At 67.3% G+C, this 25,254-nt stretch carries 26 protein-coding genes and 1 tRNA gene; 16 read left to right on the top strand and 11 right to left on the bottom strand.

The features are described from left to right. Window positions 1–80: 80 nt before the first annotated feature. Window positions 81–1,664 carry a peptide MFS transporter gene (locus tag NV401_RS14160; protein WP_261295092.1) on the top strand — a complete coding sequence of 528 codons (1,584 nt, stop codon included), beginning with the start codon at window positions 81–83 and terminating at the stop codon, window positions 1,662–1,664. A gap of 37 nt (window positions 1,665–1,701) precedes the next feature. Here the strand turns inward: NV401_RS14160 and NV401_RS14155 are convergent, their stop codons facing one another. Further along, window positions 1,702–2,112, bottom strand: a complete 411-nt coding sequence (locus tag NV401_RS14155; RefSeq protein WP_261295091.1) for a lasso peptide biosynthesis B2 protein — start codon at window positions 2,110–2,112, stop codon at window positions 1,702–1,704. A gap of 84 nt (window positions 2,113–2,196) precedes the next feature. Further along, complete coding sequence (locus NV401_RS14150; protein ID WP_261295090.1) at window positions 2,197–2,367, bottom strand: hypothetical protein; 171 nt, start codon at window positions 2,365–2,367, stop codon at window positions 2,197–2,199. Window positions 2,368–2,838: 471 nt separating this feature from the next. Here NV401_RS14150 and NV401_RS14145 point away from each other — a divergent pair, with 471 nt between their 5' ends. The 8 genes from NV401_RS14145 (at window position 2,839) to NV401_RS14110 (ending at window position 12,757) form a co-directional block, all read left to right on the top strand. Continuing rightward, entirely contained in the window at window positions 2,839–3,315 is a 477-nt protein-coding gene (locus NV401_RS14145) for a MarR family transcriptional regulator (protein ID WP_261295089.1), read from the top strand. A 396-nt stretch (window positions 3,316–3,711) separates the two neighbouring features. Further along, the gene (locus NV401_RS14140; RefSeq protein WP_261295088.1) at window positions 3,712–4,623 is read left to right on the top strand and encodes a hypothetical protein; all 912 of its coding nucleotides are present in this window, start codon (window positions 3,712–3,714) and stop codon (window positions 4,621–4,623) included. 11 nt (window positions 4,624–4,634) lie between these two features. Further along, entirely contained in the window at window positions 4,635–5,105 is a 471-nt protein-coding gene (locus NV401_RS14135; protein WP_261295087.1) for a hypothetical protein, read from the top strand. Between the two features lie 44 nt (window positions 5,106–5,149). Further along, window positions 5,150–6,289 carry a hypothetical protein gene (locus NV401_RS14130; RefSeq protein ID WP_261295086.1) on the top strand — a complete coding sequence of 380 codons (1,140 nt, stop codon included), beginning with the start codon at window positions 5,150–5,152 and terminating at the stop codon, window positions 6,287–6,289. A gap of 81 nt (window positions 6,290–6,370) precedes the next feature. Then, entirely contained in the window at window positions 6,371–11,386 is a 5,016-nt protein-coding gene (locus NV401_RS14125) for a hypothetical protein (RefSeq protein WP_261295085.1), read from the top strand. Then, the gene (locus NV401_RS14120) at window positions 11,383–11,904 is read left to right on the top strand and encodes a hypothetical protein (RefSeq protein WP_261295084.1); all 522 of its coding nucleotides are present in this window, start codon (window positions 11,383–11,385) and stop codon (window positions 11,902–11,904) included. Before NV401_RS14125 ends, NV401_RS14120 begins: the two co-directional genes overlap by 4 nt. An 8-nt stretch (window positions 11,905–11,912) precedes the next feature. Continuing rightward, complete coding sequence (locus NV401_RS14115) at window positions 11,913–12,158, top strand: hypothetical protein (RefSeq protein WP_261295083.1); 246 nt, start codon at window positions 11,913–11,915, stop codon at window positions 12,156–12,158. Further along, window positions 12,155–12,757, top strand: coding sequence for a PilZ domain-containing protein (locus NV401_RS14110; protein WP_261295082.1), 603 nt, complete (start codon window positions 12,155–12,157; stop codon window positions 12,755–12,757). The genes NV401_RS14115 and NV401_RS14110 overlap by 4 nt, the downstream gene beginning before the upstream one ends. A gap of 35 nt (window positions 12,758–12,792) precedes the next feature. Here the strand turns inward: NV401_RS14110 and NV401_RS14105 are convergent, their stop codons facing one another. Genes NV401_RS14105 through NV401_RS14095 form a run of 3 tightly spaced genes read right to left on the bottom strand, consistent with a single transcriptional unit; the run spans window position 12,793 to window position 15,973 of the window. Continuing rightward, a complete protein-coding gene (locus NV401_RS14105; RefSeq protein ID WP_261295081.1) occupies window positions 12,793–13,644 on the bottom strand; it encodes an oxygenase MpaB family protein in 852 nt (283 codons plus the stop codon). Then, window positions 13,644–15,203, bottom strand: a complete 1,560-nt coding sequence (locus tag NV401_RS14100; protein ID WP_261295080.1) for an ABC transporter permease/substrate-binding protein — start codon at window positions 15,201–15,203, stop codon at window positions 13,644–13,646. The genes NV401_RS14105 and NV401_RS14100 overlap by 1 nt, the downstream gene beginning before the upstream one ends. Further along, window positions 15,200–15,973, bottom strand: a complete 774-nt coding sequence (locus NV401_RS14095; protein ID WP_261295079.1) for an ATP-binding cassette domain-containing protein — start codon at window positions 15,971–15,973, stop codon at window positions 15,200–15,202. The genes NV401_RS14100 and NV401_RS14095 overlap by 4 nt, the downstream gene beginning before the upstream one ends. 205 nt (window positions 15,974–16,178) lie before the next feature. Between NV401_RS14095 and NV401_RS14090 the strand changes: the two genes are divergently transcribed. After that, complete coding sequence (locus NV401_RS14090) at window positions 16,179–16,991, top strand: SDR family oxidoreductase (RefSeq protein ID WP_261295078.1); 813 nt, start codon at window positions 16,179–16,181, stop codon at window positions 16,989–16,991. Here NV401_RS14090 and NV401_RS14085 read toward each other — a convergent pair. Together NV401_RS14085 and NV401_RS14080 are read right to left on the bottom strand one after the other, a co-directional pair. Beyond that, the gene (locus NV401_RS14085; protein WP_261295077.1) at window positions 16,988–17,341 is read right to left on the bottom strand and encodes a response regulator; all 354 of its coding nucleotides are present in this window, start codon (window positions 17,339–17,341) and stop codon (window positions 16,988–16,990) included. The two genes, NV401_RS14090 and NV401_RS14085, sit on opposite strands and share 4 nt — an antisense overlap. Before the next feature lie 65 nt (window positions 17,342–17,406). After that, window positions 17,407–17,700, bottom strand: a complete 294-nt coding sequence (locus NV401_RS14080) for a 4a-hydroxytetrahydrobiopterin dehydratase (RefSeq protein ID WP_261295076.1) — start codon at window positions 17,698–17,700, stop codon at window positions 17,407–17,409. Between the two features lie 49 nt (window positions 17,701–17,749). Here NV401_RS14080 and NV401_RS14075 point away from each other — a divergent pair, with 49 nt between their 5' ends. From NV401_RS14075 to NV401_RS14065, 3 genes are read left to right on the top strand one after another with little or no spacing between them, the layout of a single operon-like run. After that, window positions 17,750–18,163: a metallopeptidase family protein gene (locus tag NV401_RS14075; protein WP_261295075.1), complete on the top strand. Its 414-nt coding sequence runs from the start codon at window positions 17,750–17,752 to the stop codon at window positions 18,161–18,163. Then, entirely contained in the window at window positions 18,160–18,741 is a 582-nt protein-coding gene (gene ccmA, locus NV401_RS14070; RefSeq protein ID WP_261295074.1) for a heme ABC exporter ATP-binding protein CcmA, read from the top strand. The genes NV401_RS14075 and ccmA overlap by 4 nt, the downstream gene beginning before the upstream one ends. After that, window positions 18,738–19,382, top strand: coding sequence for a heme exporter protein CcmB (locus NV401_RS14065; RefSeq protein WP_261295073.1), 645 nt, complete (start codon window positions 18,738–18,740; stop codon window positions 19,380–19,382). Before ccmA ends, NV401_RS14065 begins: the two co-directional genes overlap by 4 nt. On the opposite strand, the gene NV401_RS14060 is transcribed toward NV401_RS14065, so the two are convergent. Beyond that, complete coding sequence (locus NV401_RS14060) at window positions 19,379–20,233, bottom strand: hypothetical protein (RefSeq protein WP_261295072.1); 855 nt, start codon at window positions 20,231–20,233, stop codon at window positions 19,379–19,381. The two genes, NV401_RS14065 and NV401_RS14060, sit on opposite strands and share 4 nt — an antisense overlap. Window positions 20,234–20,331: 98 nt before the next feature. Beyond that, a tRNA-Gln gene (locus tag NV401_RS14055) sits at window positions 20,332–20,405 on the bottom strand. 162 nt (window positions 20,406–20,567) lie between these two features. Here NV401_RS14055 and NV401_RS14050 point away from each other — a divergent pair. Both NV401_RS14050 and NV401_RS14045 read left to right on the top strand, forming a co-directional pair. Continuing rightward, the gene (locus tag NV401_RS14050; protein ID WP_380815780.1) at window positions 20,568–21,653 is read left to right on the top strand and encodes a Ppx/GppA phosphatase family protein; all 1,086 of its coding nucleotides are present in this window, start codon (window positions 20,568–20,570) and stop codon (window positions 21,651–21,653) included. Next, on the top strand, window positions 21,650–22,339 hold the full coding sequence (locus NV401_RS14045; protein ID WP_261295070.1) for an RlmE family RNA methyltransferase: 690 nt from the start codon (window positions 21,650–21,652) through the stop codon (window positions 22,337–22,339). Before NV401_RS14050 ends, NV401_RS14045 begins: the two co-directional genes overlap by 4 nt. A gap of 396 nt (window positions 22,340–22,735) precedes the next feature. Here the strand turns inward: NV401_RS14045 and rpoZ are convergent, their stop codons facing one another. Next, on the bottom strand, window positions 22,736–23,080 hold the full coding sequence (rpoZ, locus tag NV401_RS14040) for a DNA-directed RNA polymerase subunit omega (RefSeq protein ID WP_261295069.1): 345 nt from the start codon (window positions 23,078–23,080) through the stop codon (window positions 22,736–22,738). Window positions 23,081–23,198: 118 nt separating this feature from the next. Between rpoZ and NV401_RS14035 the strand changes: the two genes are divergently transcribed. Next, window positions 23,199–24,371 (top strand): phospholipase D-like domain-containing protein, encoded by a 1,173-nt coding sequence (locus tag NV401_RS14035; RefSeq protein WP_261295068.1) that lies wholly within the window; start codon window positions 23,199–23,201, stop codon window positions 24,369–24,371. A 150-nt stretch (window positions 24,372–24,521) separates the two neighbouring features. On the opposite strand, the gene NV401_RS14030 is transcribed toward NV401_RS14035, so the two are convergent. Then, a complete protein-coding gene (locus NV401_RS14030; protein WP_380815775.1) occupies window positions 24,522–25,145 on the bottom strand; it encodes a class I SAM-dependent methyltransferase in 624 nt (207 codons plus the stop codon). Between the last annotated feature and the right edge of the window lie 109 nt (window positions 25,146–25,254).

Genomic DNA, 25,254 nt, shown 5'->3' with positions numbered 1-25,254 from the left:
TACACCCGGGCGATTGCCGCTAGGTTGCCCGGCAATCGGCCTACCGCCAGCAGGCCAGGATTTCAGGGAGTTTCCGCCACATGGCGAGTGCGTACCAGGCCGCGAGCGGCAAGACCTTTCTCGGCCACCCGCAAGGGTTGTTCATCCTGTTCTTCGCCGAAATGTGGGAGCGCTTTTCCTATTACGGCATGCGCGCGCTGCTCATTTTCTATCTCACCAAGCATTGGCTGTTCTCGGACGAGAAATCCGGCGTCATCTACGGCGCCTATACCGCCCTGGTGTTCATCACGCCGGTGCTCGGCGGCTATCTGGCGGATCGCTATCTCGGGCAGCGCAAGGCGGTGACCTATGGCGCCGTGCTGCTTACCTTCGGGCACTTCCTGATGGGCTTCGAAGGCACCGGCGGCCAGGGATCGAGCTCGATCAACATCTTCTGGCTGGCGCTCGCCTTCATCATCGTCGGCTCGGGCTTTCTCAAGGCCAACATTTCGGTGATCGTCGGCCAGCTCTACCCGCGCACCGACGTGCGACGCGATGGCGCCTATACGATCTTCTACATGGGCATCAACGTCGGCGCGTTCCTCGGCTCGCTCGCCTGCGGCTATCTCGGTGAAGTCTATGGCTGGTCCTACGGCTTCGGCGCCGCCGGCGTCGGCATGCTGCTCGGGCTCATCGTCTTCATCCTCGGCAAGCCGCTGCTGCTCGGCCGCGGCGAATCGCCCGATCCGGCGCGGCTCAAGCAGCCGGTGCTGGGCGTGCCACTCGAATGGCTGCTCTACGGCCTCGGCCTCGTCGCCGTGCTCGGCATCTGGGTGCTGATCCAGTATCAGGACGCTGTCGGCTGGCTGCTGCTCGTCGCCGGCATCCTGCTGGTCGGCTATGTGCTGACCTTCGCGGTGACCAAATTGCCGCGCGAGGATCGCAATCGAATCTTTGCGGCGATGTTCCTGATCCTCGGCTCGATCCTGTTCTGGGCGCTGTTCGAACAGGCCGGCTCGTCGCTCAGCCTGTACACCGATCGCTACGTGTCGCGCGCCGGCGTGCCGGCCTCGATGTTCCAGTCGATCAACGCCGCCTATATCGTGCTGCTCGGCCCGGTCTTCGCGGCCTTGTGGACCTTGCTCGGGCGCCGCGGGCTGGAGCCCTCCGCCCCGGCCAAGTTCGGCCTCGCACTGCTGCAATTGGGCGCGGGCTTCCTGGTGCTGGTCGCCGGTGCGGCGGCAACCGGGCACGGCCTGCCGACCCCGGTATTGTTCATCTTCCTGCTCTATCTGCTGCACACGACGGGCGAACTCTGCCTGTCCCCGGTCGGCCTGTCGGCGATGAACCGGCTTGCCCCGGCGCATATGGCCTCGCTGATCATGGGCACGTGGTTCTTTGCCTCGGCGGCGGGCAATTTCACCGCCGGGCTGATCTCCGCGGCGACCGGCGCGGAAGCGGCGTCCGGCCCCGGCGCCGGGCAGCAGACCGTGCTCGACGTCTATCAGCTGATCGGCTGGATCTCGATCGGCGCCGGCGTTGCGGTGCTCGTCGTCGCCCCGTTGATCAAGCGGCTGATGCATCTCGATACGCTGCAGGATGCCGATCACGCACTGGCCGGCGAACCGCAGATCGGTGAGACCGACGCCGCTGGCCTGCGCACCGCGACCGAACTGAAGGCATGATTGAAGGCGCCGGCGGTGCCCCCACCGCCGGCGCCGGTCACACGAAGCAGCCCAGCTCCGCCAGATTGGGCGCGACCGGATAGCCGGTCACCTTGACGCCGCCGGCATCGAGCCAGGCATGCGCATCGATCGGGCGGGCACTGCCCTTGCCGCCCAGGCCGGCGCCGAAATGCATCGCGCTGTGCACGCCGCGCCGCTTGAGCATGGCATGGCCGGCCATCGCTTGCTGCAGGCATACCGAGCGGAACGGCATGAACGGTGCGCTGGCGGCGATCGCCCAGCGGATCTCGCGGGCGATGCGCGCCTCGCGCAGGGTCGCCGGCGGGCGGTTGCGGACACGCGGGTCGCCGGGCGGCACGAACGCGCCGAAGCGCCGCGACACGATCCTGAACGGGCGCACCAGCAACACGATACGCGCCGACAGCATGCTGGCAATCGCCTCGGCCACCAGGGCCTGTCGCCGCGGGCCGGCGCCGGCAAGCGTGCTAAGCTTACGGACTGCGGTGCGCGGGCGGATCACCCCGATCCCGCCTCAGGGTTGCAGGCTGCGCGAATCGCCGTCGAGATGATCTTCGCCGACGCCGTATTTCTGTTCGATCAGCGCCATCGAATGGCCGACATGGGCAGCGATGGCAAAGTCCCCCGATTGCTCGAGCGATTGGCAGGCCTCCTGCAACAAAGCGTAAATCCGCAGGGGGTCCATTCAATCCTCCGCCAAAAAATTGGGTGACCGGTCGGAATGACCGGCGGGCGTGTCCTATACAAGGTCGGCGACGCGATCTGAACTACGATTCCATACTCGATCGGGGCCCGTCCGACAAGGTTTGGGGGCCGGTGAAATGCCTGGATAGGTGCGCCTTTCGGGGCAAATTGCCGGTCGCATCGGGTTGTTCCGGCAGCGCGGGTGGCGTTCCGGGCGGACCCGCCACGCGGCCATGATACCGATCGACCGCGATCGCCAAACCTCGTGCAGACACTGCTATTCACGCTGTTTCGCTTGCGCGACTATACACGGATCGCGTCATGACTTGCGCAAGGACCGTTCTGTGATGCAGCATGCGACAAATATGATATGCGTTAATCGAACCGGAAACCCGTCCGGTTTGACCAACAATGTGGCTGAAATGTTGCCGATCAGGAACTGTATTGTTTCGGCACAGAGTGGAGCGAACACATGGAAAGCGTCGAGGAGCTGATTCGGGACCTCAGTTCGAAGCTCGGCAATATTGCCGGGGAGTTCAGTTCGCGTGCCGATCGCATCATCGCAGCGGGCCGCGCGACGCCGGGCGGCTTCAGCGCCGATCCGCAAGCGCCGATCGATCTGGTCGCGCGGGCGCGCGAGGTGCTCGCGGTACGCAAGGCGCGGCGCCGCTATTTCCCGCCCGATCTGTTCCACGAGCCTGCCTGGGAAATGCTCGTCGCGCTGTTCATCATCTACGAGACGGATCACAGCATGAACGTGAAGGCGCTCGTGTCGTGCAGCGATGCGCCGGCGACGACGTCGCAGCGCTGGATCGATCATCTCCACAAGTCCGGTCTGATCGATCGCGTCACCGATACCGTCGATCGCCGCCGCATCGATATCTCGCTCAGCGACCGGGGCCATGAAGCAATGGTACGCTATCTCAAGGACATCAGCGGCATCACCTGACGAATCACCGCGACACCCGATGATCGCTAGCACGGCCGGGGCCATTTGGTTCCCGGCCGTTGTGTTTTTTTCGCCTGCACGCCCGATCTGCCGCGTCGGACAAGGGTCTTGACGACCGCCAAACCGAAACCGGTCGGCGATGCGTTTCATACCGAAATGAGTTCAATCGACGATTTGCCGACGCAAGATGGCTGCCCGTAATGGGTCGATCTCCAACCAATAGCCGATCTAATTTCCGCTATCCGATGTTAACACCCAAAATGATCCCGTAGCTTTTCGTTAAGCCCGATCACTGAAAATCAGTGAAAGCACATCTGTATGTGCATGAATGTCGGGGAAAAGATGTTTAGCAGGCGGGGGTACCGGTGTGGGGATAGCTGCAACCTGCCGTTTGGCATGTTGTGCGCCCGCCTTATACTATCGGCGGGCCTTTCCGGCTTTGGCTATACTGCCCATGCCGAAACCCTTGCCGGGACGCGCATCGCCAATACCGCATCGATAACGTACAGCGCCGCCGGCAGCCCGGCCGCCGCACTTTCCAATACCGATACGATCATCGTCGCCGAACGGCTCGATGTCGCGCTGGTCCGCTCGTCCGCCCCGCTCCCTCCGTCGACGGCAGCGATCGCCGTGCTGCTGACCAATAGCGGCAACGGACAGGAGGCTTTCGCGCTGAGCGCCCGGACAGACGGCGACGCCCGGCCGAGCCGCTTCGCGATCGATGTCGATGGCGACGGCCAATATGATGCGGCACGCGACACGCTGCTCGCCGATGCCGTCACCCCGGCGCTCGCCCCCGGCGCGACGCTCGCCCTGCTGCTGCTTGGCGCGACCGACGGCGCGTTCGACGGCACGCAGACGACGATCATCGCGCGCGCGGTGACCGGCGTCGGCACGCCCGGCACGACCTTTGCGGGCCTGGGCGACGGCGGCGGCGATGCGGTGGTCGGCCCGACCGGCGCGCAGGCCGAGGTCAGCGTGGCGCTCGATGCGACCAGCACCCCAACGCTGGCGAAGACGCAAAGCGTGCTGGCGCCCGACGGCACGGCGCGCGCGATCCGCGGCGCGGTGATCAGTTACACGCTGCGCGCCATGTTCAGCGGCCCGGCCGCCGCGGCGCGGATCGACGATCCGCTGCCCGCCGGCACCGCCTATGTCCCCGGTAGCCTGCTGCTCGACGGTCAGGCGCTGAGCGACGCCGCCGATGCCGATGCCGGCCAGGCCGATGCCGCGGCGATCGGCGTCGCGCTCGGCGACATTGCCGCCGCCGCGGTGCGCACCGTCCAGTTCCAAGTCCGGATCCAATGAGGAGAAGCCTGATGTTGTTGCGTACCCTGAGCGCCTCCGTGGCGCTCGCCACCGCCTTCCCCGCGCTTGCCGCGGGCCCGCTGACGCTGACCAGCGACGTGCGGATGGAGAAGCGCGTCGCCGCCGCCGACGGCACGACGCGCACCACCCTGGTCAAGGCCGACCGCGCCGTCCCCGGCGACCGCGTCGTCTTCGTGCTCAGCTATCGCAACACCGGCGCGCAGCCGCTGTCCGATGTCGTGCTGGCCAATCCGGTGCCCAAGAACATGGCTTACCGCGCCCCGGCGCTGAACTCCGCCGCGCCCGAACTGTCGGTCGACGGCAAGACTTATGGGACCCTGGCGGCGCTGCGCGTGCCGGCCGGCACGGGCGGCCTGCGCGCCGCCGGTCCCGACGATGTCACCACCGTCCGGTGGCGCCTTCCGAGCCCGATTCCGGCCGGTTCCGAAGGCAAGCTCGCGTTCCAGGCCGTTCTCAAATGATCCGTCCCCCCACCGATACCATGATCTTTCCAGGAGCAATCACGATGACCAAAACAGGGATACGACGCCTCCTTCTGCTGTCCGGCACGACGGCGCTGGCGTCGTTCGGCGCCGCCGGCACCGCCAACGCGCAGGCCGCGGCGGGCACGACGCTCGCCGGCACGCAGATCACCAACAAGGCCAATGCCAGCTACACCGTCAACGGCACCGCCGCGACCGCCGAATCGAACATCGCCAGCTTCGTCGTCGATCGTAAGGTCAATCTGAGCGTCGTCGGCGAGCCCAATATCAACACCCAGGTCAATCTCGGCCAGACCAATGCGGTGCTGACCTTCCGGGTCACCAACAATACCAACAGCATTCAGGACATGTCGCTGAGAGCCAATCAGAATCTCGGCGCCGGCGGCACCGGCGTCGACAATTACGACGTGAACAATGTGCGCGTGTTCGTCGACAGCAACGGCAACGGCCAATACGATGCCAATGTCGACGTCGGCACCTATATCGACGAGCTCGGCATCGACCAGTCGGCGATCGTGTTCATCGTCGCCGACGTGCCGAGCAACGTCCCGACCGCCAATTTCGCCACCGTCTCGCTCAACGCGACGGTCGCGGCGGGCGGCGGCGTCAATGTCGAGGGCGCGGCGCTGATTCCCGCGACCGATCTCAACCTGCTGACACAGAATGCCGATCTCGACGTGGTGTTCGCGGACAATGACTCGGATGGCCTGCTCGGCGCCGACGCTGCCCGCAACGGCCAGGCACGCGCCTATCTGGAATATGAAGTCGGCGCGCGCGCGGTCAATCTGACCGTCAGCAAGAGCTCGATGGTGATTTCCGACGGCGTCAACCTGATCAACCCGCGGTCGATCCCCGGTGCGGTGGTGCAATATTGCCTGACCGTCACCAACAGCACGCTGCTCACGCCGGCCAGCGGCATCAATCTGACCGACGTCATCCCCGCCAACACCACCTATGAACCGAATTCGATCACGGTCGGCGGCCTGGGCGCGGGCAATACCTGCGTGCTCAACGGCTTCCCGGTCAATGACGACGGCACCCAGGTCCTGCTCAGCCCATATGGCGGATCCTACAATGCCGGCACCAAGACGGTGACGGCGATCATCCCGACCCTGCTCGGCGGGACGGCGGTCCAGGCGAGCTTCCGGGTGCGCATCAACTAAGCCCACGCGCCCTAGCAACCAACCAGATAGGAGATCTGCATCCGGCGCGTGCAAACGGCGCGCGCCGGATAGCGCCCCCCCATGTCCATTGTACGGCATCTTGCACGCCTCGGCGTCGCCCTGTTGGCCTTGAACGGCGGCGTCACCGCCGCGCAGGTCACCCCGGCGCGGATCGCGAACACCGCCAGCCTGAGCTATCAGGCCGGGGGTGCGCCGCGCACCGTGCAATCGAATACCGTCACCCTCGATGTCGCTACCGCAAAGCGACCGACATCGCTCAGTTTCCGGCTGCTGCCGCTCAACAATCGGCTCGATGGCCTGGGCTGCGAAACCGCGCCCGAACTCACCGCGATCGGTGCGCCGATCGATGCCGCGACGCTCGCCACGGCGGCGCCGCTGCCCGAACTCGATATCGCGCAACCGCTGATCATGGTGCTCGATGCCCAAGGCGAGAATCGCGACCCGCTGGTCCGCGAAATCACGCATATCAACGCCGATACCAGCCTGGGCAGCGTGCACCAGCGCGTCCGGCTGACGGAAACCGCGCCCGATAGCGGCGTGTTCGCCGGCGGTTTTCCGGAACAGGCCAGCATGACCGACCCCTCGCCCTGCAGCCTGCGCCTGCGCGACGGCGAGCGGCTGACGCTGAGCTTCACCGAAACCGAGTTCAGCTTCGGTTCGAACAATTCGATCCTGATCGATCCGGCCGGCGTCGTGTTCGATTCCAGCACCGGCCTGCCGGTCGATGGTGCGACGGTATCGATCGTCGATGACGCCGGCAAACCGGCCACGGTGTTCGGCACCGATGGCATCACCGCCTATCCCTCGACCGTGGTAAGCGGCGCGGCGGTCACGGATGCCTCCGGCCGCGTCTATCCTGGCCTGACCGGCCGATTCCGGTTCCCGCTGGTGCCGCCGGGCACCTATTCGATCAGGATCACGCCGCCGGCCGGCTATGCCGCGCCATCCGTCGTGGATCGCGCGACGTTGGCCAAGTTCACCGATCTGGATGGCGCGCCCTATCAGATCAACGATGCCAGTTTCGGCGGCAGCTTCACGCTGACCAGCCTGTCGGATCCGTTCTACACCGATATCCCGATCGATCCGCCGGGTCAGGCCACGTCGCTGCTGCTGACCAAGACGGCCTCGGTGCGCGATGCCGCGCCCGGCGATTTCATCCAGTATCGGCTGCGGATCACCAATCGTGGCACCACCGCCGCCACCGGTCTGCGCATCGCCGATGTGCTGCCCCCCGGTCTCCGCTACGAGCGCGGTTCGACGCGCGGCGCGGCCGAGCCGAGCGTCGCCAGCGATGGCCGCAGCCTCGATTTCGCGCTGCCGGCGCTGGACGGCGGCGCTGCCGCCGACGTGCGCTACGTCGTCTCGGTCGCGCCGGGCGCGCCGATCGGCGAAGCGCTCAACCGCGCGCAGGTGAAGGGCGGCGTCACCAGCAACGAGGCGGCGGCGTCGGTGCGCCTTCGCGCGCTGCTGTTCACCGACGCGATGACCATCATCGGCCGCGTCACTGAAGGAAATTGCGGCGATCCCGAGGCCAAGCGCAAGGGGATCCCCGGCATTCGCCTGTTCCTCGAAGACGGCACCTTCGTCGTCACCGACCGGGACGGGCTGTACCATATCGAGGGCGTCAGGCCCGGCCGCCACGTGATCCAGATGGACACTGCGAGCATCGCCGCCAGCCATGAGGCGGTGGCATGCGACGCGGACACGCGGCAGGCTGGAAGCGCGATTTCGCGCTTCGTCGAAGGAGATGGCGGACTGTTGAAGCGAGTAGACTTCCAGCTCCGTCCGACCGGCAGGGCCGCCGCCCCCCAAGAGGCCCTGCCGGTCACCATTGACAGCGATGCCGTCGCCGCGGGCAATCGCGACTGGCTGACCGGCCAGGCACCGGGCATCGCGATGCTGTTCCCCGGTGAGATCTATAACCCGCGCGCGCCGATCACACGCGTCGTCGTGAAGCATCTGCCTGGGCAGAATGTCGCGCTGACGATCAATGGCGCGCGTGTCGAGACGCTGGCGTTCGACGGCACCGACAGCAGCACCGAAACCGGCGTCGCCGTCACCCGCTGGGTCGGCATCCCGCTCAAGGAGGGCGAGAACCGCCTGGTCGCCCGCGTGCTCGGCGCCGATGGGCGCGAGGTGACGCTGCTCGAACGCCGCGTGGTCTTTTCCGGCACGCCGGCACGCGCGATCTATGACCCCGCCAAGAGCCGCCTGCTGGCCGACGGCCTGACCCGCCCGCTGATCGCGGTCCGCGTCACCGACAAGAACGGCCGCCCGGTCAGGAGCGGCACGCTGGTCCCGTTCCATGTCGATCAGCCCTATACCGCGGCGATCGAAGCGGCGCTCGAGCAGGGCCGCCAGCTTGCCGGCCTCGACCGCGCCCAGACCACCGGTCGCGTCGTCGGCGATGACGGCATCGCCTTCCTGCCGCTGCAGCCGACCACCCAGGCCGGTGCGGTCAACATCAAGGTATCGCTCGCCGACGACAAACTGATCCGCACCAGCGAGGTGCACGCCTGGCTGTCCGCCGCGACCAAGGATTGGCTCGTCGTCGGCTTCGGCAGCGGCACGATCGGCTATGACACGCTGAGCAAGCGGGCCAGCGGACTGCCGCGCAGCGAGCGTGGCAAGGTGGTCAGCGATGGCCAGCTGAGCTTCTACGCCAAGGGCCGCGTCAAGGGATCCTGGCTGCTGACCATCGCCTATGACAGCGACCGCAAATACGATCCTGATCGCGGCCTGCTCGGCGTGATCGACCCCGATCGCTATTACACCGTCTATGGCGACGGTACGCAGCAAGGCTATGACGCACCGACGCGGCGCAAGCTGTACCTGCGGCTCGAGCGGCGCGAATTCTACGCCCTGTTCGGCGATTTCGAGACCGGCTTCACCGATACGCAACTGACCCGTTACAACCGGACGCTGAACGGCGTGAAGGTCGCCTATGAAGGCAAGGCGATCCGCGCCACGGGCTTTGCCGCCAACACCGATACGCTGTATTCGCGCGACGAGATCCAGGGCAACGGCCTGTCCGGCCCCTACCGCCTGTCGGGCCGCAACGTGGTGCCGAACAGCGACAAGATCAGCATCGAGACGCGCGATCGCTTCCGCTCCGAGCTGATCGTGGCGAGCCGCCAGCTGACCCGCCATATCGATTACGATATCGACGCCCGCAACGGCACGATCCGGTTCCGCGAACCGGTGCTGAGCCGCGATCTGTCGCTCAATCCGATCTTCATCGTCGCCGATTATGAGGTCGAGGGCGGGCGCAGCGCCAAGTTCGTCGGTGCGGCACGCGCCGCCGCGCGGCTCGCCGGCGGCCGCGTGGAAATCGGCGCCAGCGGCATCCGCGACGAGACCGTGTCCAACGCAAGCGTCGCCGGCATCGATCTCAAGGCCCGCGTCACCGCCAATACCGAGCTGCGCGCGGAAGCGGCGACCGGCGGGCGTTTCGGCCTGCGCGAAGGCCAGGCCTGGCTGGCCGAGGTCGATCATCACAGCAAGACGATCGACGTGCTGGCCTATGCCCGCCAGCAGGACGCGCTGTTCGGCGTCGGCCAGCAGAATTTCGTCGAGGCGGGCACGCGCAAGTTCGGGCTCGACGGGAAGATCACGATCACGCCACGCGTCAGCCTGACCGCCACCGCCTGGCACCAGCAGCAGCTGGCCGGCGCGGGCACGCGCACCGCCGGTGATTTCCGGGTCGAATATCGCCGTGACACCGGCACCGTGTTCCTGGGCGCGCAGCTCGCCAGCGATCGCGGAATCGACGGCGGCGATCGCGATTCGCGCCTGCTCACCTTGGGCGGCAGCCAGGTGCTGTTCGACAACAAGCTGACGCTTGCCGCGCAGACGCAGGTCGCGCCGGGCGGCAACAAGGACAGCGTCGATTTCCCGATCCGCCATCAGCTCACCGCCGCCTATCGCATCACGCCCGGCGTCCGCCTGATCGGCGGCTACGAGATCGCCGACGGCAAGGAATTCGTCGTGCATACCAAGCAGGTCGGCTTCGATGTCGCGCCCTGGACCGGCGCCACGCTGATGAGCACGCTCAATCAGCAGGCGATCGGCGAGAATGGCGGCCGCACCTATGCGCAATATGGCATGAGCCAGTCGCTGCCGCTGGGCAAACGCTGGACGCTGGACGCGACGCTTGACGCCGCCTCCACGATCCGTGGCCGCCTCCCTGAAGGCGCGGTGGTCGCGCCGTTCCAGCCGGTCGCCTCGGGCGGCTCGATCGGCAGCGGTGGCGGATCGTTCGGCAGCACCGTGACCAACGGCAATTACACCGCGGTCACGCTGGGGGCGGCCTATCGCGCCAAGCGCTGGTCGTGGAACGGGCGGCTCGAATATCGCGATTCGGACGAGAACCAGCGCTACGGCATCTCCTCGAATTTCCTGCGCGCGCTGGGCGAGGGCCAGACGCTCGCCTCCTCGCTGCGCGCCAATCGCGTGCGCGACCGGAGCGGCGCGGTGGCAAGCTATGCCTCGGCCGATCTCGCGCTCGCGCTGCGCCCGTTCGACAGTGCCTGGTCGATCCTCGAACGCTTCGAACTGCGCCACGAAAGTGCCGATGCCGGCTTCGACGACCGCAACGTGCTCGGCGTGCCGGCCTATGGCGCGGGCGATCAGGTGACGAGCCGGGCGATCAACAATCTTGCGCTCAACTATCGCACCGGTGCCGAAGGGCGCGGGCACGGGTTCGAGGCGACAGTCTATTACGGTGCCAAATATGTCCGCGGCCGCTTCGCCGACGATGTCTATACCGGTTATATCGACGTGGTCGGGTTCGCTCTGCGTCGCGATCTCGGCCCGAATTTCGATATCGGCGTCCAGGGCTCGGTGCAACATGCCTGGAGCCGCGGTGCCGTGTCGTTCAGCGGCGGCCCATCGCTCGGCGTATCGCCCGGCCGCGATATCTGGATCACCGCTGGCTACAACGTCTCCGGCTATCGCGACCGTGATTTCGGCGCCGATCGCTACACGCTCAAAGGTCCGTACGTAACGATGCGCCTGAAGTTCAACCAGCAAACCCTGAGCGACGCCGGACGCGCGATCCTGGGAGGGCGGCGATGAACCGGCGCGTCCTAATCCTGGCGCTGCTGCTGGTCGCCGCGCCCGCCTCTGCCAATGACGAACTGAACATCGTGCGCGCCAGCGAGCCCGTCGATGACAAGGTCAACACCGTGGTGTTGCGCAACCTGCCAACGGCAACGATCGACCAGCTTGTCACCGTCACCAACCCGCTCGGCAATATCGCGGTCGCGATCCGGACCGTGTCGATCACCGACGTAATCCCGACCAGGGTCAAGTTCCGCATGCTCGATCTGAGCGGCACCGGCCCGGTGGAATTCGTCAACGGCAATCTGCTCGGTGTCCCGCTCGGCGCGAGCGGCCTCTCGCTCAGCTATGGTGGGCTCGGCAACCTCGGCGATGGCGTGCAGTTCTTCGACGGCGCCAGCTGGGACTATGTGCCGCGCGATCAGGGCGACGGCTACGATCCCAATGTCCGGGCGATCAAGGTGACGATGAGCGGCACGCGCTTTGCGACCGGCGGATCGTTTCGCCTGCGCTACCGCGTGATGCTCAAATAATGGCATCGGTGCGCGACGTCGCCAGGCTTCGCGTCCCGGCCGGTGCCGATCAGGCGGCCGCGCTCGACGCGTTCGCCGGCGATTTCGCGCGGCGTAGCGCGACGGAGGCCGACGCGATCGTCGCGGTGCTGTGCGACGAGGCGATCCGGCAATGGCGGCTGACCGACGCGACATTCTGGCAGCGGGTCAAATATCGCGCGCGTCATTTGCGCGCGATTTTGCCCCCGTCGGCAGGTCCCGACCGCGGAGAATGACGATGCCCTGCGTTCACCCCGCGCCCGCGCAAATGGCGCAACCGGATTCCAGGCGCGCCGCGCGGTCGGCGACCGTCTTGCTGATCGGCAAGATCCATGACGGCCGATCGACCACCGCCTGCCTGGTGCTCAATCTGTCCGAATTCGGGCTGATGGCGCGGATCGCTTTCTCGGCGACAGTAGGAATGCGTGTCGCGGTGGAGATGCGCGGCATGCCGCTTGCCTCGGCGACGATACGCTGGGTCAACGGCACCAGGGTGGGTATGGAATTCGACCATAAGCAGGATCTCAACCCGGTATTCTGCCTGATGAGCGCTGACGGCCTGGTCGCCCGCGCACCGCGCTTCCCGGTGCGGCTCAAGGCGGTGCTGCGCATCGCTGGTCGCGCCGTGCCGGTGGATATCGGCAACATCTCCCCCGGCGGCGTTCGGCTTATCGCCGAGATCACGGTCGAACGCGGCCAGACCGGGCAGATCAGCGTCCCAGGCCATGACCTGTGCCTGTTCGGCTGCGTGCGCTGGGTGCAGGACGGCGCGTTCGGGTTTCACTTCTCCAGCCCCCTGCCGCTGAGTGCGCTCAGCCGTTGCCTGCAGGAATAACCGTATCGGTTGCATGCCGTGCGAAGAACAAACGCTCAGTCGTGAAACGCCCAGCGCAACGTCTTGGCCAGCCCGAACGTGCCAGCCGCCACTAGCGGCCGGCCCAGGCCCGACGCGGGCAGGCCATGCATCTCACGCGCCCAGCGCGGCAGCAGATCGACCGCGGCCTGGAACGTCACCGCCTGGATCGGTTGCGCGGCGCGCTTCGGCGCGCGTTGCGACAGCACGATCTGCGCGACCTCGCGACTGCGCGCATCGGCGACCAGTTCGGGGCGCATCGCCTGGATCAGCGCCAGTGCCTCGGCCTTGCTGCGCGGCACGGGATCGGCGCCGAGTTTCTCACCGATCAGCGCCACTTCGGCGAAATAGCGATCCTGCTCGGCCAGCGGCATCGCCGGATTGCCATAGGCCAGCCAGGCATCGAGGAAGCTGGTCATTTCCGTCACATGCACCCAGGCGAGCAGCCGCGGATCGTCCGCGCTGTACGGCGTGCCATCGGGCAGCGTACCGACGACATGGTGGTGGATCTTGCGGATGCGCGCGATCAGCGCCTCGGCATCGTCGCGCGCGCCATAGGTGGTGACGGCGATGAACCGCGCGGTGCGCCGCAATCGCCCGATCATGTCGTTGCGGAAATCGCTGTGATCCCACACGCCGGCCAGCACCGCGGGGTGAAGCATCTGCATCAGCAGGGAGGCGACACCGCCGACCATCATCGTCGTGACATCGCCATGCACCGTCCAGGCTGCGGACTGGGGCCCGAACAGACCATCGGTGCGGCGCTGCACGGGTTGCTGCCCGCGCTTCTGATCGTTGAACACCGCGCGCACTTCGCCGACGATGCGGCGCTTGATCGGCGCGAACGGGGAAAGATCGGCGAGCGCCATCAGCGCGCTTCCAGCGGACGGTTCAGCCGCGCCTTCTGTTCGAGCCATCGCGCCGCCTGCTCCGGCGTGGCCTTGTTCCGGTCGCGATCGACCATGTAATTCGCCTCCCGCATCGCCGCGACGGATATCTGCCCGACCAGGGGCGTCAACGCATCGGTTAGCTTTTGGTCGCGCGAGGCGGTGCGCGAGACGAGCAGGATCGCATCATAGCTCGGGATCGCGCGGCGCGGATCGGTCAGCACGGTCAGCTTCTGTGCGGCGATGCGGCCATCGGAGGAGAAAGCGGAGATCACGTCGCCCTGCCTGCTGTCCAATGCGCGGTACATGAAGGTCGGGGCGTAAGCATGCGCCGATTTGAACCGCAGCGGATAGGCGCGCTTTACCGCAGCCCATTCGGGCCTTTCGAGGAATTCGAGATCGGCAGCGAAATTGAGCGACGGCGCCGCGGCAGCCAGATCGTCGAGCGAGACGATGCCGCGCCGGGCGGCATCGTCGCCGCGCATGGCGAAGGCATAGGCATTCTCGAAGCCCAGCGAGCCCAACTGCGTGATGCCGAATTTCTGCTGTGACCAGGCGCCGATCTGCGACAGCATGGCGGCGCGCGTCGGCACGTCGCTGCGGCGCATCTCGTTGGCCCAGACGGTGCCCGAATAATCGACATACACATCGATATCGTTGCTTTTCAGCGCGCCGAACACGACCGCCGAGCCGAGCCCTTCGCGGTAGCGCACGGTATAGCCGGCGCGCTCCAGGCGGTGGCCGATCAGACGCGCGAGGATGAACTGTTCGGAGAAGCCCTTGGCGCCGATCGTGATCACCTTGTCGTCGCCGGCACGCGGCCAGAGCGGGGCGAGCGCGATGCCGACGCCCTGCGCCAGCACCGCCGCGGCGATCCAGACCTGCGCGCGGCGGCGGTGGCGGATGCCGTGTTCGATCATTCCGAGCAGCGCATCGACCGCCAGCGCGAGCCCGGCGGCGCTGAGGCAACCGGCCAGCACCAGCGCCCAGTTCTGCGTCTGCAATCCGGCAAAGATCATGTCGCCGAGGCTCGGCTGGCCGACCGTGGTCGACAGCGTGGCGGCGCCGATCGTCCAGACCGCGGCGGTGCGGATGCCCGCCATCAGCACCGGCGCGACCAGCGGCGCTTCGACCAGGCGCAGCTTTTGCCCCGCGGTCATGCCGACGCCATCCGCCGCCTCGATCACCGCCGGATCGAGACCGTTGAGGCCGGTGATGCCGTTGCGCAGGATCGGCAGCAATGCGTACAGGGTGAGCGCGAGCAGCGACGGCAGGAATCCGAGCGCCGGCACGCCGCCGCCGACCAGCGCGGAGAGCGACAGCAGCAGCGGATAGAAAAGCGCCAGCAGCGCGAGGCTGGGAATGGTCTGGATCAGGCTGGCGAAGCCCAGCGTCACGCGGGCGAGGCCCGGATGGCGCGCCGACCACACCACCAGGGGCAGGCTGATGACCAGGCCGAGCACCAGTGCCGACGCCGCGACCAGCAGGTGCGCGGCAAGCAGATCGGGCACGCGGCCCATCGCCTCGAGGAACGCGCTCATTGTCCGCGCTCCAGCGCCTGCAGCCGACGCGCCTGCTCGCGCGGCACCGCGACCAGCGCATCCGCCGCCGCGCCACCGTCCCCTGCCAGCAGCGCGCGCGGGACCGCATCGGCGACGATCCGCCCGCGCTCCATCACCAGCACGCGATCGGCGAGCAACAGTGCCTCGGCCATGTCGTGCGTCACCATGATCGTGGTCAGGCCGAGCCGATCATGCAGTTCCCGCACGCGCACGCCGAGCTGGTCGCGCGTGACCGGATCGAGCGCGCCGAACGGCTCGTCCATCAGCATCAGCCCCGGCGCGGTGGCCAGCGCGCGTGCCACGCCGACGCGCTGGCGCTGCCCGCCGGACAGCGCATCGGGCATGCGCGTGGCGAACGCGGCGGGCAGATCGACCAGCTCGAGCAATTCGGCCGCGCGGCCGTTTGCGCTCGTGCCGGCGATGCGCAGCCCGATGACGATATTCTCGGCGACGTTCATGTGCGGGAACAGGCCGATATTCTGAAATACGTAACCGATCCGCCGGCGCAGCGCGTGGGGTTCGGCGGCGGTGACGTCCTCGCCGCCGATCGCGATGCGGCCCGATGTCGGCTCGACCAGCCGGTTGATCGTCTTGAGCAAGGTCGATTTGCCCGATCCCGAGGCGCCGACCAGGGCCACGAAACTGCCGCCGGCGATCTCGAGCGACACGTCGTCCACCGCGACCGTCTCGCCATAGCTTTTGGTGACGCCGGCAAGGGCAACCGAGGGTCCGGGCGATTGGATCTGCATCGCCGGGGTTGTGCGGGAGCAAGCGGGGAGGGTCAAACGGAAGTCGCGGCGATTCCTATCGTTTCCCGGCGAAGGCCGGAGCAGTGCCCGGGAGGCGATAGGATCGGTGCCGGCTTGTTCCGGCGGCCGCGGTGTCGCAAAGCAAGGACGAGACACCGTGTGGCGCTAGGGGCGCCGGAACACGTCCGGGATGAGGGAGCGCAGAATGGCCAGCACGACACACAAGGCGATCTTCATCACCGGCGGCGGCTCGGGGATCGGGCGTGCCACGGCGCAACTGTTCGCCGCCCGCGGCTGGCGCGTCGGGCTGGCCGATGTCAACGCGGCCGGCTTGGCAGAGACCGCCGCGCTGCTCCCCGCCGGCATGGCCAGCACCTATGTCATGGACGTGCGCGACCGCGATGCCTGGGTCGCCACGCTCGATGCGTTCACCGCCGCCAGCGGCGGGCAGCTGGACGTGTTATTCAACAATGCCGGGATCGGATCGGGCGGGCCGCTTGCCGAGACCGGTTTCGCCGAGATCGATCGGGTGATCGCGATCAACCTGATGGGTGCGCTGAACGGCGCGCGGATCGGTTATGCCTATCTGGCGCGGACCCCGGGCTCGTGCATGCTCAACACTGCCTCGGCCTCGGCGATCTATGGCTCGGCAGGGCTCGTGCCCTATTCGATGACGAAGTTCGCGGTGCGCGCGATGAGCGAGGGCCTGGACGGCGAATGGGCGCATGCCGGGGCCGATGGCGGCGGGATCAAGGTGCGCGCGTTACTGCCGAGCTTCATCGATACGCCGCTGCTGGCCTCGCCGGTGGAAGGCTCAAACCGCTCGATCCGCGAGACGGTAACCGGGGCCGGGCTCGAACTGACCCCGGTCGCGGCCGTGGCCGAGGCGGCCTGGGCGGCGGTGCACGGCGATCCGGTGCTGACCTATGTCGGCAAGACCGCACAGCGCATGAAATTCGCCGCGCGCTGGATGCCCGGCCAATTGCGCAAGACGATGCGCCGCCGGCCGCGGGGTTAGGCCGTTTCGAGCAGGCCGTTGATCGCATCCGCGAGGTCGAGCCGGGTGAACGGCTTCTGCAGCAGGCGGCTATTGGGCACGCCTTGCTCGTCCCATGCGCCGGCGCTGTCGCCGGTGATGTAGACGATCGGGAGCGCCGGCTCGATGTCGCGCGCGCAGCGGGCGATCTCCCATCCATCGATCCCTTCGCCGATGCGGATGTCGGCCACCAGCACCGCGACGTCGAGCGGATTGCTGCCCAGGATGTGTAGTGCTTCGCCGCCATTGCGCGCGCTGATCACGTCGAAGCCGCGTTCATCGAGGCCTTCTTCGAGAAAAAGCAGCACACTGGGCTCATCCTCGACGACCAAGACGGTTTTGGGCATGTCGCTTCCTTACGATTTTTTCGCCGCGTCTCTTGCCGCAAATTGTCGGATTATTCCACCAGCGCGTCGATCGCTTCCGCCATGTCGACGTCGCGATGCGACAAACCGCCCGCATCGTGCGTCGTGAGCAGGATTTCGACGCGGTTCCAGACGTTTGACCATTCGGGGTGATGATCCGCCTTCTCCGCGAGCAGCGCGACTCGCGTCATGAAGGCAAAGGCCTGGCTGAAATCGCCGAAGGTGAAGCTGCGCGTGATCGCATCGCGCGATTCGTCGAAATCCCATTCGTCGAGCGCGTCCAATGCCTCGGCCCGCTCGGCCTCGCTCAACTGCTCGATCGCCACCTTGGTCTCCCGCTGGCGCCGCGTGCGCCCAGTGCGTAAGGCTTAGCGCATGGCCGCCCTGGATCAACCCGCCCGCGATCTTCCGCCCGACGCCGCCGCAATCGAGGAGATTGCGCTCGCCACGCTGGAGGGCCTGCCGCGCGAATTTCGCGACCATCTCGGCGACGTGGTGCTGATCGTCGAGGACCTCGCCGATGACGAGACGCTGGCGGCGCTCGGCATCGAACATCCGCTCGACCTGACGGGCCTGTATCACGGCCGCCCGCTGGGGGAGAAATCGTCGAGCGAGTCGGGCGCGCCGCCCGACCGCATCCATCTCTATCGCCGCGCGATCCTGGACGAATGGATCGAGACGGGGGTGGGGCTGCAGGCGCTGGTATCGCATGTCATGATCCACGAGATCGGCCACCATTTCGGCCTGTCGGACGACGACATGCACGCGCTGGAGGATGGGGTCGCTTGAGCGCGGCGCTGGCGTTCGATGCGGTGAGTTGCGCGCGCGGCGGCCGGATGCTGTTCGCCGACCTGTCCTTTGCCTTGCGCGCCGGCGCGGCGGCGGTGGTCGTCGGGGCCAACGGGATCGGCAAGTCGAGCCTGGTGCGGGTGGCCGCCGGGCTGTTGCCGCCCGCCGCGGGGACGGTCGCGATCACCGGGAACCGCGCCCTGCTGACCGAGGATAACGCGCTCGATCCGGAACTGCCGCTGGCCCGCGCGCTCGGCTTCTGGGCAGCGATCGACGGACGGCCGCTGCCCATCGCCGCGGCGCTCGCCGCATTCGATCTCACCGCGCTCGCGCCCGTCCCCGTGCGTCTGCTATCGACCGGGCAACGCAAGCGCGCCGGGCTGGCGCGCGTCGCGGCGAGTGGCGCGCCGATCTGGCTGCTCGACGAACCGGCCAACGGCCTCGACCAGCGCGCGACGACCTTGCTGGAAGCGGCGATCGCGCAGCATCGCGCGGCCGGGGGAATTGCACTGGTCGCGACGCATCTCCCGCTTGCGCTGCCCGGGGCACACCGCATCGTGCTGGGCGCCGCGGCATGACCGTCGTCATCGCGCTGATCGCGCGCGACGTGCGCCGCGCCTGGGCCAGTGGCGGCGCGACGCTGGTCGTCGCCTTCTTCCTGCTGGTCGCGATCCTGTTTCCGTTCGCGATCGGCCCCGACGCGCGCCTGCTCGCGCGGGTCGGCGGCGGGGTGATCTGGGCGGCGGCGCTGCTTGCCGCACTGCTGCCGGTGGAACGCCTGGTCGCGCCGGATGGTGATGCCGGGGTGCTCGACCAACTGGCCGTACGCGGGCTGAGCATGACCACCGTTGCCGCCGCCAAGATCGTCGCACACTGGCTGAGCTTCGGCCCGCCGGTGATGCTCGCCGCCGTGGCAGCGGCCGGCCTGCTCGATCTGTCGGGGCGCACGCTGCTGGCGATCGAGCTCGGGCTGCTGATCGGCACGCCGGGGCTGGCCGCGCTGGCGGTGACCACCGCCGCGTTGGTCATGGGGCTGCGTGGCGCCGGCGCGGTCGCCGGACTCGTCATGCTGCCACTGGCCGTACCGCTGCTGATCTTCGGTGCCGGCTCGATCGAGGGCGGTGCCGGCGCGTTCAAGCTGCTTGGCGCGATCGTGCTGCTGCTGCTCGCCGGCGCGCCGTTCGTCGCCGGAGCGGCGATGCGCGCCGCGCTCGACTAGAGCCGCGCAAGCAAGGTTAGCTCCTCCGCACCGAGCGCCGCCCGCCCCTCGCGCCGCTGCCAGCGATGCACCGGCAGCATTTGCGCCAAGCTCGCCAGCCGCGGCAACAATCCCGCCTCCAGCCCGAGCACGGCCGGGATGCGCGGCCGATGGCGGTGGTCGAGCAATGCCTGGAAGGCGGCCAGCGGTTCGAGCCGGCTGATCACCGCAACGCCGCTCGATCGCGGCAGATCCAGGATGATCGCCGCCGCGAGCGGGGCGGATAGCAGCGACTGTTCGGGGCGCACCGCATGAAAGATGCGCGGCTCGGAGCCGAGGAAATAGCCCCCCGCCAGCCCCCTGCCCGCCGCGCCCGGCGAGACGCACAGACTGTCGTCGGCCAGCACGCGTGCGCCGCGTGCGACCAGCGCGTGGAGCAACGTCGATTTGCCGCTGCCGGACGCGCCCAGGATCGCCACCGCGCGGGTCGCGCCCGGCAGCACGACGGCAGCGGCGTGCAGAACGATCTCGCCACGCATCCACAAGCATGCCGGCAGCGCGGTGGCGATCAGCAGGCCGGCAACGCGCTCGTCGCTCACCCCGGCATTGCGCTCGATGCTGATCGACGTCGCGGTGCACAGATAGCGGGCGACGTTTCGCGCCGTGAAGATCACGCCACCCGGCACCCGCTGATACGGCCCGTCGATCGCGCCGCCGCCGGAGACCGGAGCCTCGATCACCTCGATATCGATCGCCGCGCCATCCCCGGTCCGCGCAATCGCGCCCGGCAGGGGCAATGTCGTCCGGACTGCATACCCATAAGCGATGCAGCGGGCGGCAGGGCGATTCGGCGACAGGGACGGGCTATGCACGCCGAGCGGCATAGCATGGCTCGCCGCCGTGGCACGACAGCGCGTGAGGCCGCGACCGGCACGAAGCGCGGGAGCACGATGTGGGATCGGAAAGTCGCTGGATGCCCCGCGAGGATTCGAACCTCGATAGGCGGTATCAGAAACCGCAGTCTTACCATTAGACGACAGGGCAGCAGCGAGGGGCGCGAGATAGGCTGCAGGGTCGGCGCTGTCAACAACCCACGGGACGTCGCTTGCCGCTGCCCCGTGGCTGCGCTACCTATGCCATCAAGCACCGAGCGCCGGGCGCATTGCCCTCAGCGTGACGGAAGAACAGAATCGAAGTGAGAACGGCATGGGGGATCAGTCGCCCAGAATGCCGTACCGGCAGTCATCCCCTGCCCGTCCGGCGTCCGGCCCCAAGACAAATGCGAAGCCGGGTCAGTCCGCCGCGCCGCTGGCCACAGGCCCGCGCAAGGGCTGGAGCGAGCCGCGCCATTATGCCGCGCTGGATCTCGGCACCAACAATTGCCGCCTGCTCATCGCGCGACCGCAAGGTGACGGGTTCGCGGTGGTCGATGCCTTTTCGCGCATCGTGCGGCTCGGCGAAGGCTTGGCGGCGACGGGCAGGTTGAGCGATGCGGCGATCGAGCGAACGCTATCGGCGCTCAAGGTCTGCGCGGACAAGTTGAAGCGCCGTAACGTCCTGCTGTCGCGCTCGGTCGCGACCGAAGCGTGCCGGCGGGCGGACAATGGCGCGGCGTTCATCGCACGGGCGCTGGAGGAGACCGGCATCCATCTCGACATCATCACGGCGGAGGAGGAAGCGCGGCTCGCCGTGCTCGGCTGCCACGCGCTGATCGAGCCGGGTGAGGATCCGGCGCTGGTCTTCGATATCGGCGGCGGATCGACCGAACTGGTGCTGGTCGATACCAGCGGCGAGGTCCCGCGCGTGCTCGACTGGCATAGCGCGCCATGGGGCGTCGTCTCGCTGACCGAGCATATCGGCTATGCCCAGAGCCGGCAGGGACGGCTCGACGCCTATGCGCGGATGCGCGACATCGTGCGCGAGAGTTTCGCCGGCTTCGCCGCGCGGCTGCCGCGCGGGATCGATCGGCCGCGGCTGCTCGGCACCTCGGGCACGGTGACGACGCTCGCCAGCGTGCATCTCGGCCTGTCGCGCTACGACCGTGCCGAAGTCGACGGGCTGATCGTCCCGGCGAGCTCGATGCGCAAGATCAGCACGGACCTCGCGGGCATGGACCTGGCCGAGCGCGCCACTTTGCCGTGCATCGGCACCGAGCGCGCCGATCTGGTCGTGGCAGGTTGCGCGATTCTCGAGACGATCATGGATCTCTGGCCGGCCGAACGGCTCGGCGTGGCGGATCGCGGCATCCGCGAAGGCATTCTACGCCGCCTGATGGGCAAGGAACGAGTATGAGCAAAGATGGCGGCGGGCTGTGGGTCCGCGTCAAGACCGCGCGCAAGCGCACCCCGCAATCGACGCGCTGGCTGCAACGCCAGCTCAACGATCCGTACGTCAAACGCGCCAAGGCCGATGGCTTTCGCAGCCGCGCGGCGTACAAATTGATCGAACTCGACGAACGCTTCGGTTTCCTCAAGGGCAAGAAGCGCGTCCTCGATTTGGGGCTCGCGCCGGGCGGGTGGAGCCAGGTGGTGCGGCGCCAGGCGCCCAAGGCGGCGATCGTCGGGATCGATCTGCTGCCGGTCGATCCGATCGACGGCGTCGTCATCCTGCAGATGGATTTCATGGACGATGCCGCGCCGGACCGGTTGATCGCCGAATTGGGCGGCGCGCCCGATCTCGTGTTGTCGGACATGGCGGCGAACACCGTCGGGCATCCGCAGACCGATGCGCTGCGCACGCTGGGGCTGGTCGAGGCGGCCTTGGCGTTTGCGATCGAGGTGCTAGAGCCGGGTGGCGCGTTCGTCTCCAAGGTGTTTGCCGGCGGCGCGGATTCGGAGCTGGTGGCGGAGATGAAGCGCAACTTCGCGACGGTAAAGCATGCCAAGCCGCCCGCCAGCCGCAAGGGATCGGTCGAATGGTTCGTGGTCGCTCAAGGATTTAAAGGACGACGCCCGGTCGTTGGGGCGGACGCCGACTGATCCTCCCCGGAACGGGGAGGGGGACCATTCGGCTTTTTCAGCCGAATGGTGGGGGGGGCTCTCCGCGAGAGCAACCGTGTGTTGCCGGCCCACCCCCTCCGTCAGCCTTCGGCTGCCACCTCCCCGTTCCGGGGAGGAATGTTTGGAAGGTTAGGCCAAAACGTGCAGGCGGCAGCGTATCGCCTACCCGATGAGCACGCGAGCCGACGATGCGAAAGAACGCGTCGAGCATCGGCAAAGATTTGCGACGTTACCAAAACCAAAAAGCCCGCCGATCGCTCGGCGGGCTTTTCGTTTGGGGACGCGCCGCGGCGAAGCCGCGTCGTCGGTCGGGCTTGCAGCCCGCCGGCCGGGATTGAGGCCGAGACGCCGATTAGCTTGCGCTAATCGTCTGCCTCACCCCTCGTAATCCGCGCCGAGATTCTGGTTGCGCGGCGGCGCGGCGGCGGTCAGGCGCAGCGCTTCGGCCGAAGCAGCGAGGTTGCCGACGGCATCCGCCTCGTCCTCGTCGTCGACCTGCACGCGCTGCAGCCCCGAAATCACCGATTCCTCGAGATGCGCGGGCTTCACGTTCTGCTCGGCGATCTCGCGCAGCGCGACGACCGGATTCTTGTCACGGTCGCGATCGAGCGTGAGGTCGGCGCCGCCGGAAATCTGCCGCGCACGCTGGGCGGCGAGCAGCACGAGATCGAAGCGGTTAGGAATCTTGTCGACGCAATCTTCGACGGTGACGCGCGCCATGAATGGCTTCCTTCGGTAAACGGCAGGATAGATGAAGCGTCGCGCTGTATGACCGTCGCCCCAAAGAGTCAAGGAATCGCCTTGCGCGCACCGGCCTGCGCGGTCATCAGGCGCGACAATGACCGAACCCGCGCCGCAGCCGAGCTTCACCGTCGACGGCGACCGGCTGACCATGCTCGATACCGGTCCGCGGCGGCTCGCGGCGTTGATCGCGCTGATCGACGGCGCGCGGACGTCGCTGCGTATCCTGTATTACATCTATGTCGACGACGATGCCGGCATCGCGGTGCGCCAGGCGATGATCGATGCCGCGCGTCGCGGGGTTACCGTGTCGGTGATCGTCGACGGGATGGGCAGCGGCGCGGCCGGCGAGCGATTCTTCGACCCGCTGGTGGCGGCCGGCGCCTCGGTCTGCCGGTTCGAGCCGCGGTTCGGGCGGCGCTATCTGCTGCGCAATCACCAGAAACTGGCGCTGGCCGATGGCGAGAGCATGGCGGCGCGCGTGATCATCGGCGGCTTCAATATCCAGGATTCCTATTTCGGCACCCCCGCCGAGCAGGCGTGGCGCGATCTCGGGCTGCTGGTCGAGGGCCCGTCCGCCGCGGCGCTGGCCGGCTATTTCGATACGCTGCGCGGCTGGATCCAGACTCCGAAAGCGCCGATGCGCGCGCTCCGCCGGCTGCTCGCGCAATGGAGCCAGCGCGACGGCCATACCCGCTGGCTGCTAGGCGGGCCGACGCGGCATCTGAGCCCCTGGGCCAAGGCGGTGCGCACCGACCTGCGTCGCGCCAGATCGTTCGATCTGATCGCAGGCTATTTCGCGCCGAATCCGGCGATGCTGCGGCGGCTCGACAAGCTCGGGCAACGCGGGCGCGTGCGCATCGTGCTGCCGTCGAAGAACGATCATGAGGCGGCGATCTGGGCATCGCGCTTCACCTATGCCGGGCTGCTGCGCAAGCGGGTCGCGATCTACGAATATCTGCTGACCAAGCTGCACACCAAGCTCTTCGTGATCGACGACGTGGTGTATGTCGGCTCGGCCAATTTCGATATTCGCAGCATGTTCCTCAATCTCGAGATCATGCTGCGGATCGACGATGCCGCCTTTGCGGCGCATGCGCGCGCCTATGTCGAGGGTGAGATCAGCCAGTCCGAACTGATCACGCCGACGCTGTACAAGGCGCGCACCACGGCGTGGCGCCGCGTGAAGCAGGCGGCGGCGTATTTCGTGATCACCGTGCTCGACTACAACGTGACCAAGAGCCTCAATTTCGGGCGCGAGCCGCGGTAAGGAAGCGCCCGCAGCCGATCGGCGTCATCCTGAACTCGATCCAGGCTCAATCGCCACAGCCGCGAACGCCCGAGAGGCGAGATGAAGCCTGACGTTGGCAAGGATAATGGCGGTGGGCGATTGCGCCGCGCCTGAGCGCAAGCGGCGTGGTTATTCTTTCCACGCCCAATAGAGCTGCGCCGGCGGGACATTCCACCATTCCATCGCATGCTCGACCTTGGGAATGTACGGCTCGATGAAGTCGCGGCACTTGGGCGAATATTGATAGACCAGGAATGCACCGCCGGGGCGCAGCACATCGGCCGTGGCCTGGCCGATCGCGTCGCCGACGCCGGCCGGCAGCGTCGAGAAAGGCAGGCCGGACAGTACGTAATCGGCCTTGTCGTGGCCGTGATCGGCAACGATCCGCATCACGTCCGCCGCCGAGCCCAGGACCGCGGAGAAGCGCGGATCGACGATGTCGTGGCGCAGATAGCGGATGAAATCCTCATTCGTGTCGATCGCGATATAGCTGGCGTCGGCCGGCAGCGCATCGAGGATCGCGCGGCAGAAGGTGCCGACACCGGGGCCGTATTCGACGAACAGCTTGGTGTTGGCCCAATCGACTCGGCTCAGCATCCTGCGCACCAAAGCGTTGGACGACGGGACCAGCGCGCCGACCATCACCGGATGCTTGAAAAATCCCTTGAGGAACATGCTCCACGGAGAGGGAACACCGGCAGCCTGACGAAGCTGACGGCGCTGGCGCCGCGTGGCGAGGGTGGAAACTGGCACTGGTGATCCTTGATTCTGGCCCCGTGGTGCGGGCGTCGCGGCGATCTTTAGCTGCTCCGTCGCAAACTTGTAACGAACATTCAAGGATCGGGTTGCGTATGCCGCCTCG

Origin of the sequence: Sphingomonas hylomeconis, from assembly GCF_025370105.1 — a bacterium.
GTDB lineage: Bacteria > Pseudomonadota > Alphaproteobacteria > Sphingomonadales > Sphingomonadaceae > Sphingomonas > Sphingomonas hylomeconis.
The sequence above is the reverse complement of the archived record's forward strand: the minus strand, read 5'-3'. Positions and strand labels throughout refer to the sequence as shown.

Excerpts from the sequence above, each read along its gene's own strand:
- NV401_RS14105 (WP_261295081.1), bottom strand. The coding sequence starts at position 13,644 with ATGGCGCTCGCCGATCTTTCCCCGTTCGCGCCGATCAAGCGCCGCATC.
- NV401_RS14045 (WP_261295070.1), top strand. The coding sequence starts at position 21,650 with ATGAGCAAAGATGGCGGCGGGCTGTGGGTCCGCGTCAAGACCGCGCGC.
- NV401_RS14145 (WP_261295089.1), top strand. The coding sequence starts at position 2,839 with ATGGAAAGCGTCGAGGAGCTGATTCGGGACCTCAGTTCGAAGCTCGGC.
- NV401_RS14035 (WP_261295068.1), top strand. The coding sequence starts at position 23,199 with ATGACCGAACCCGCGCCGCAGCCGAGCTTCACCGTCGACGGCGACCGG.
- NV401_RS14065 (WP_261295073.1), top strand. The coding sequence starts at position 18,738 with ATGACCGTCGTCATCGCGCTGATCGCGCGCGACGTGCGCCGCGCCTGG.
- NV401_RS14160 (WP_261295092.1), top strand. The coding sequence starts at position 81 with ATGGCGAGTGCGTACCAGGCCGCGAGCGGCAAGACCTTTCTCGGCCAC.
- NV401_RS14130 (WP_261295086.1), top strand. The coding sequence starts at position 5,150 with ATGACCAAAACAGGGATACGACGCCTCCTTCTGCTGTCCGGCACGACG.
- NV401_RS14110 (WP_261295082.1), top strand. The coding sequence starts at position 12,155 with ATGACGATGCCCTGCGTTCACCCCGCGCCCGCGCAAATGGCGCAACCG.
- NV401_RS14150 (WP_261295090.1), bottom strand. The coding sequence starts at position 2,367 with ATGGACCCCCTGCGGATTTACGCTTTGTTGCAGGAGGCCTGCCAATCG.
- NV401_RS14050 (WP_380815780.1), top strand. The coding sequence starts at position 20,568 with ATGGGGGATCAGTCGCCCAGAATGCCGTACCGGCAGTCATCCCCTGCC.
- NV401_RS14135 (WP_261295087.1), top strand. The coding sequence starts at position 4,635 with ATGTTGTTGCGTACCCTGAGCGCCTCCGTGGCGCTCGCCACCGCCTTC.
- NV401_RS14125 (WP_261295085.1), top strand. The coding sequence starts at position 6,371 with ATGTCCATTGTACGGCATCTTGCACGCCTCGGCGTCGCCCTGTTGGCC.
- NV401_RS14090 (WP_261295078.1), top strand. The coding sequence starts at position 16,179 with ATGGCCAGCACGACACACAAGGCGATCTTCATCACCGGCGGCGGCTCG.
- NV401_RS14120 (WP_261295084.1), top strand. The coding sequence starts at position 11,383 with ATGAACCGGCGCGTCCTAATCCTGGCGCTGCTGCTGGTCGCCGCGCCC.
- NV401_RS14075 (WP_261295075.1), top strand. The coding sequence starts at position 17,750 with ATGGCCGCCCTGGATCAACCCGCCCGCGATCTTCCGCCCGACGCCGCC.
- NV401_RS14140 (WP_261295088.1), top strand. The coding sequence starts at position 3,712 with ATGTTGTGCGCCCGCCTTATACTATCGGCGGGCCTTTCCGGCTTTGGC.
- NV401_RS14095 (WP_261295079.1), bottom strand. The coding sequence starts at position 15,973 with ATGCAGATCCAATCGCCCGGACCCTCGGTTGCCCTTGCCGGCGTCACC.
- rpoZ (WP_261295069.1), bottom strand. The coding sequence starts at position 23,080 with ATGGCGCGCGTCACCGTCGAAGATTGCGTCGACAAGATTCCTAACCGC.
- NV401_RS14100 (WP_261295080.1), bottom strand. The coding sequence starts at position 15,203 with ATGAGCGCGTTCCTCGAGGCGATGGGCCGCGTGCCCGATCTGCTTGCC.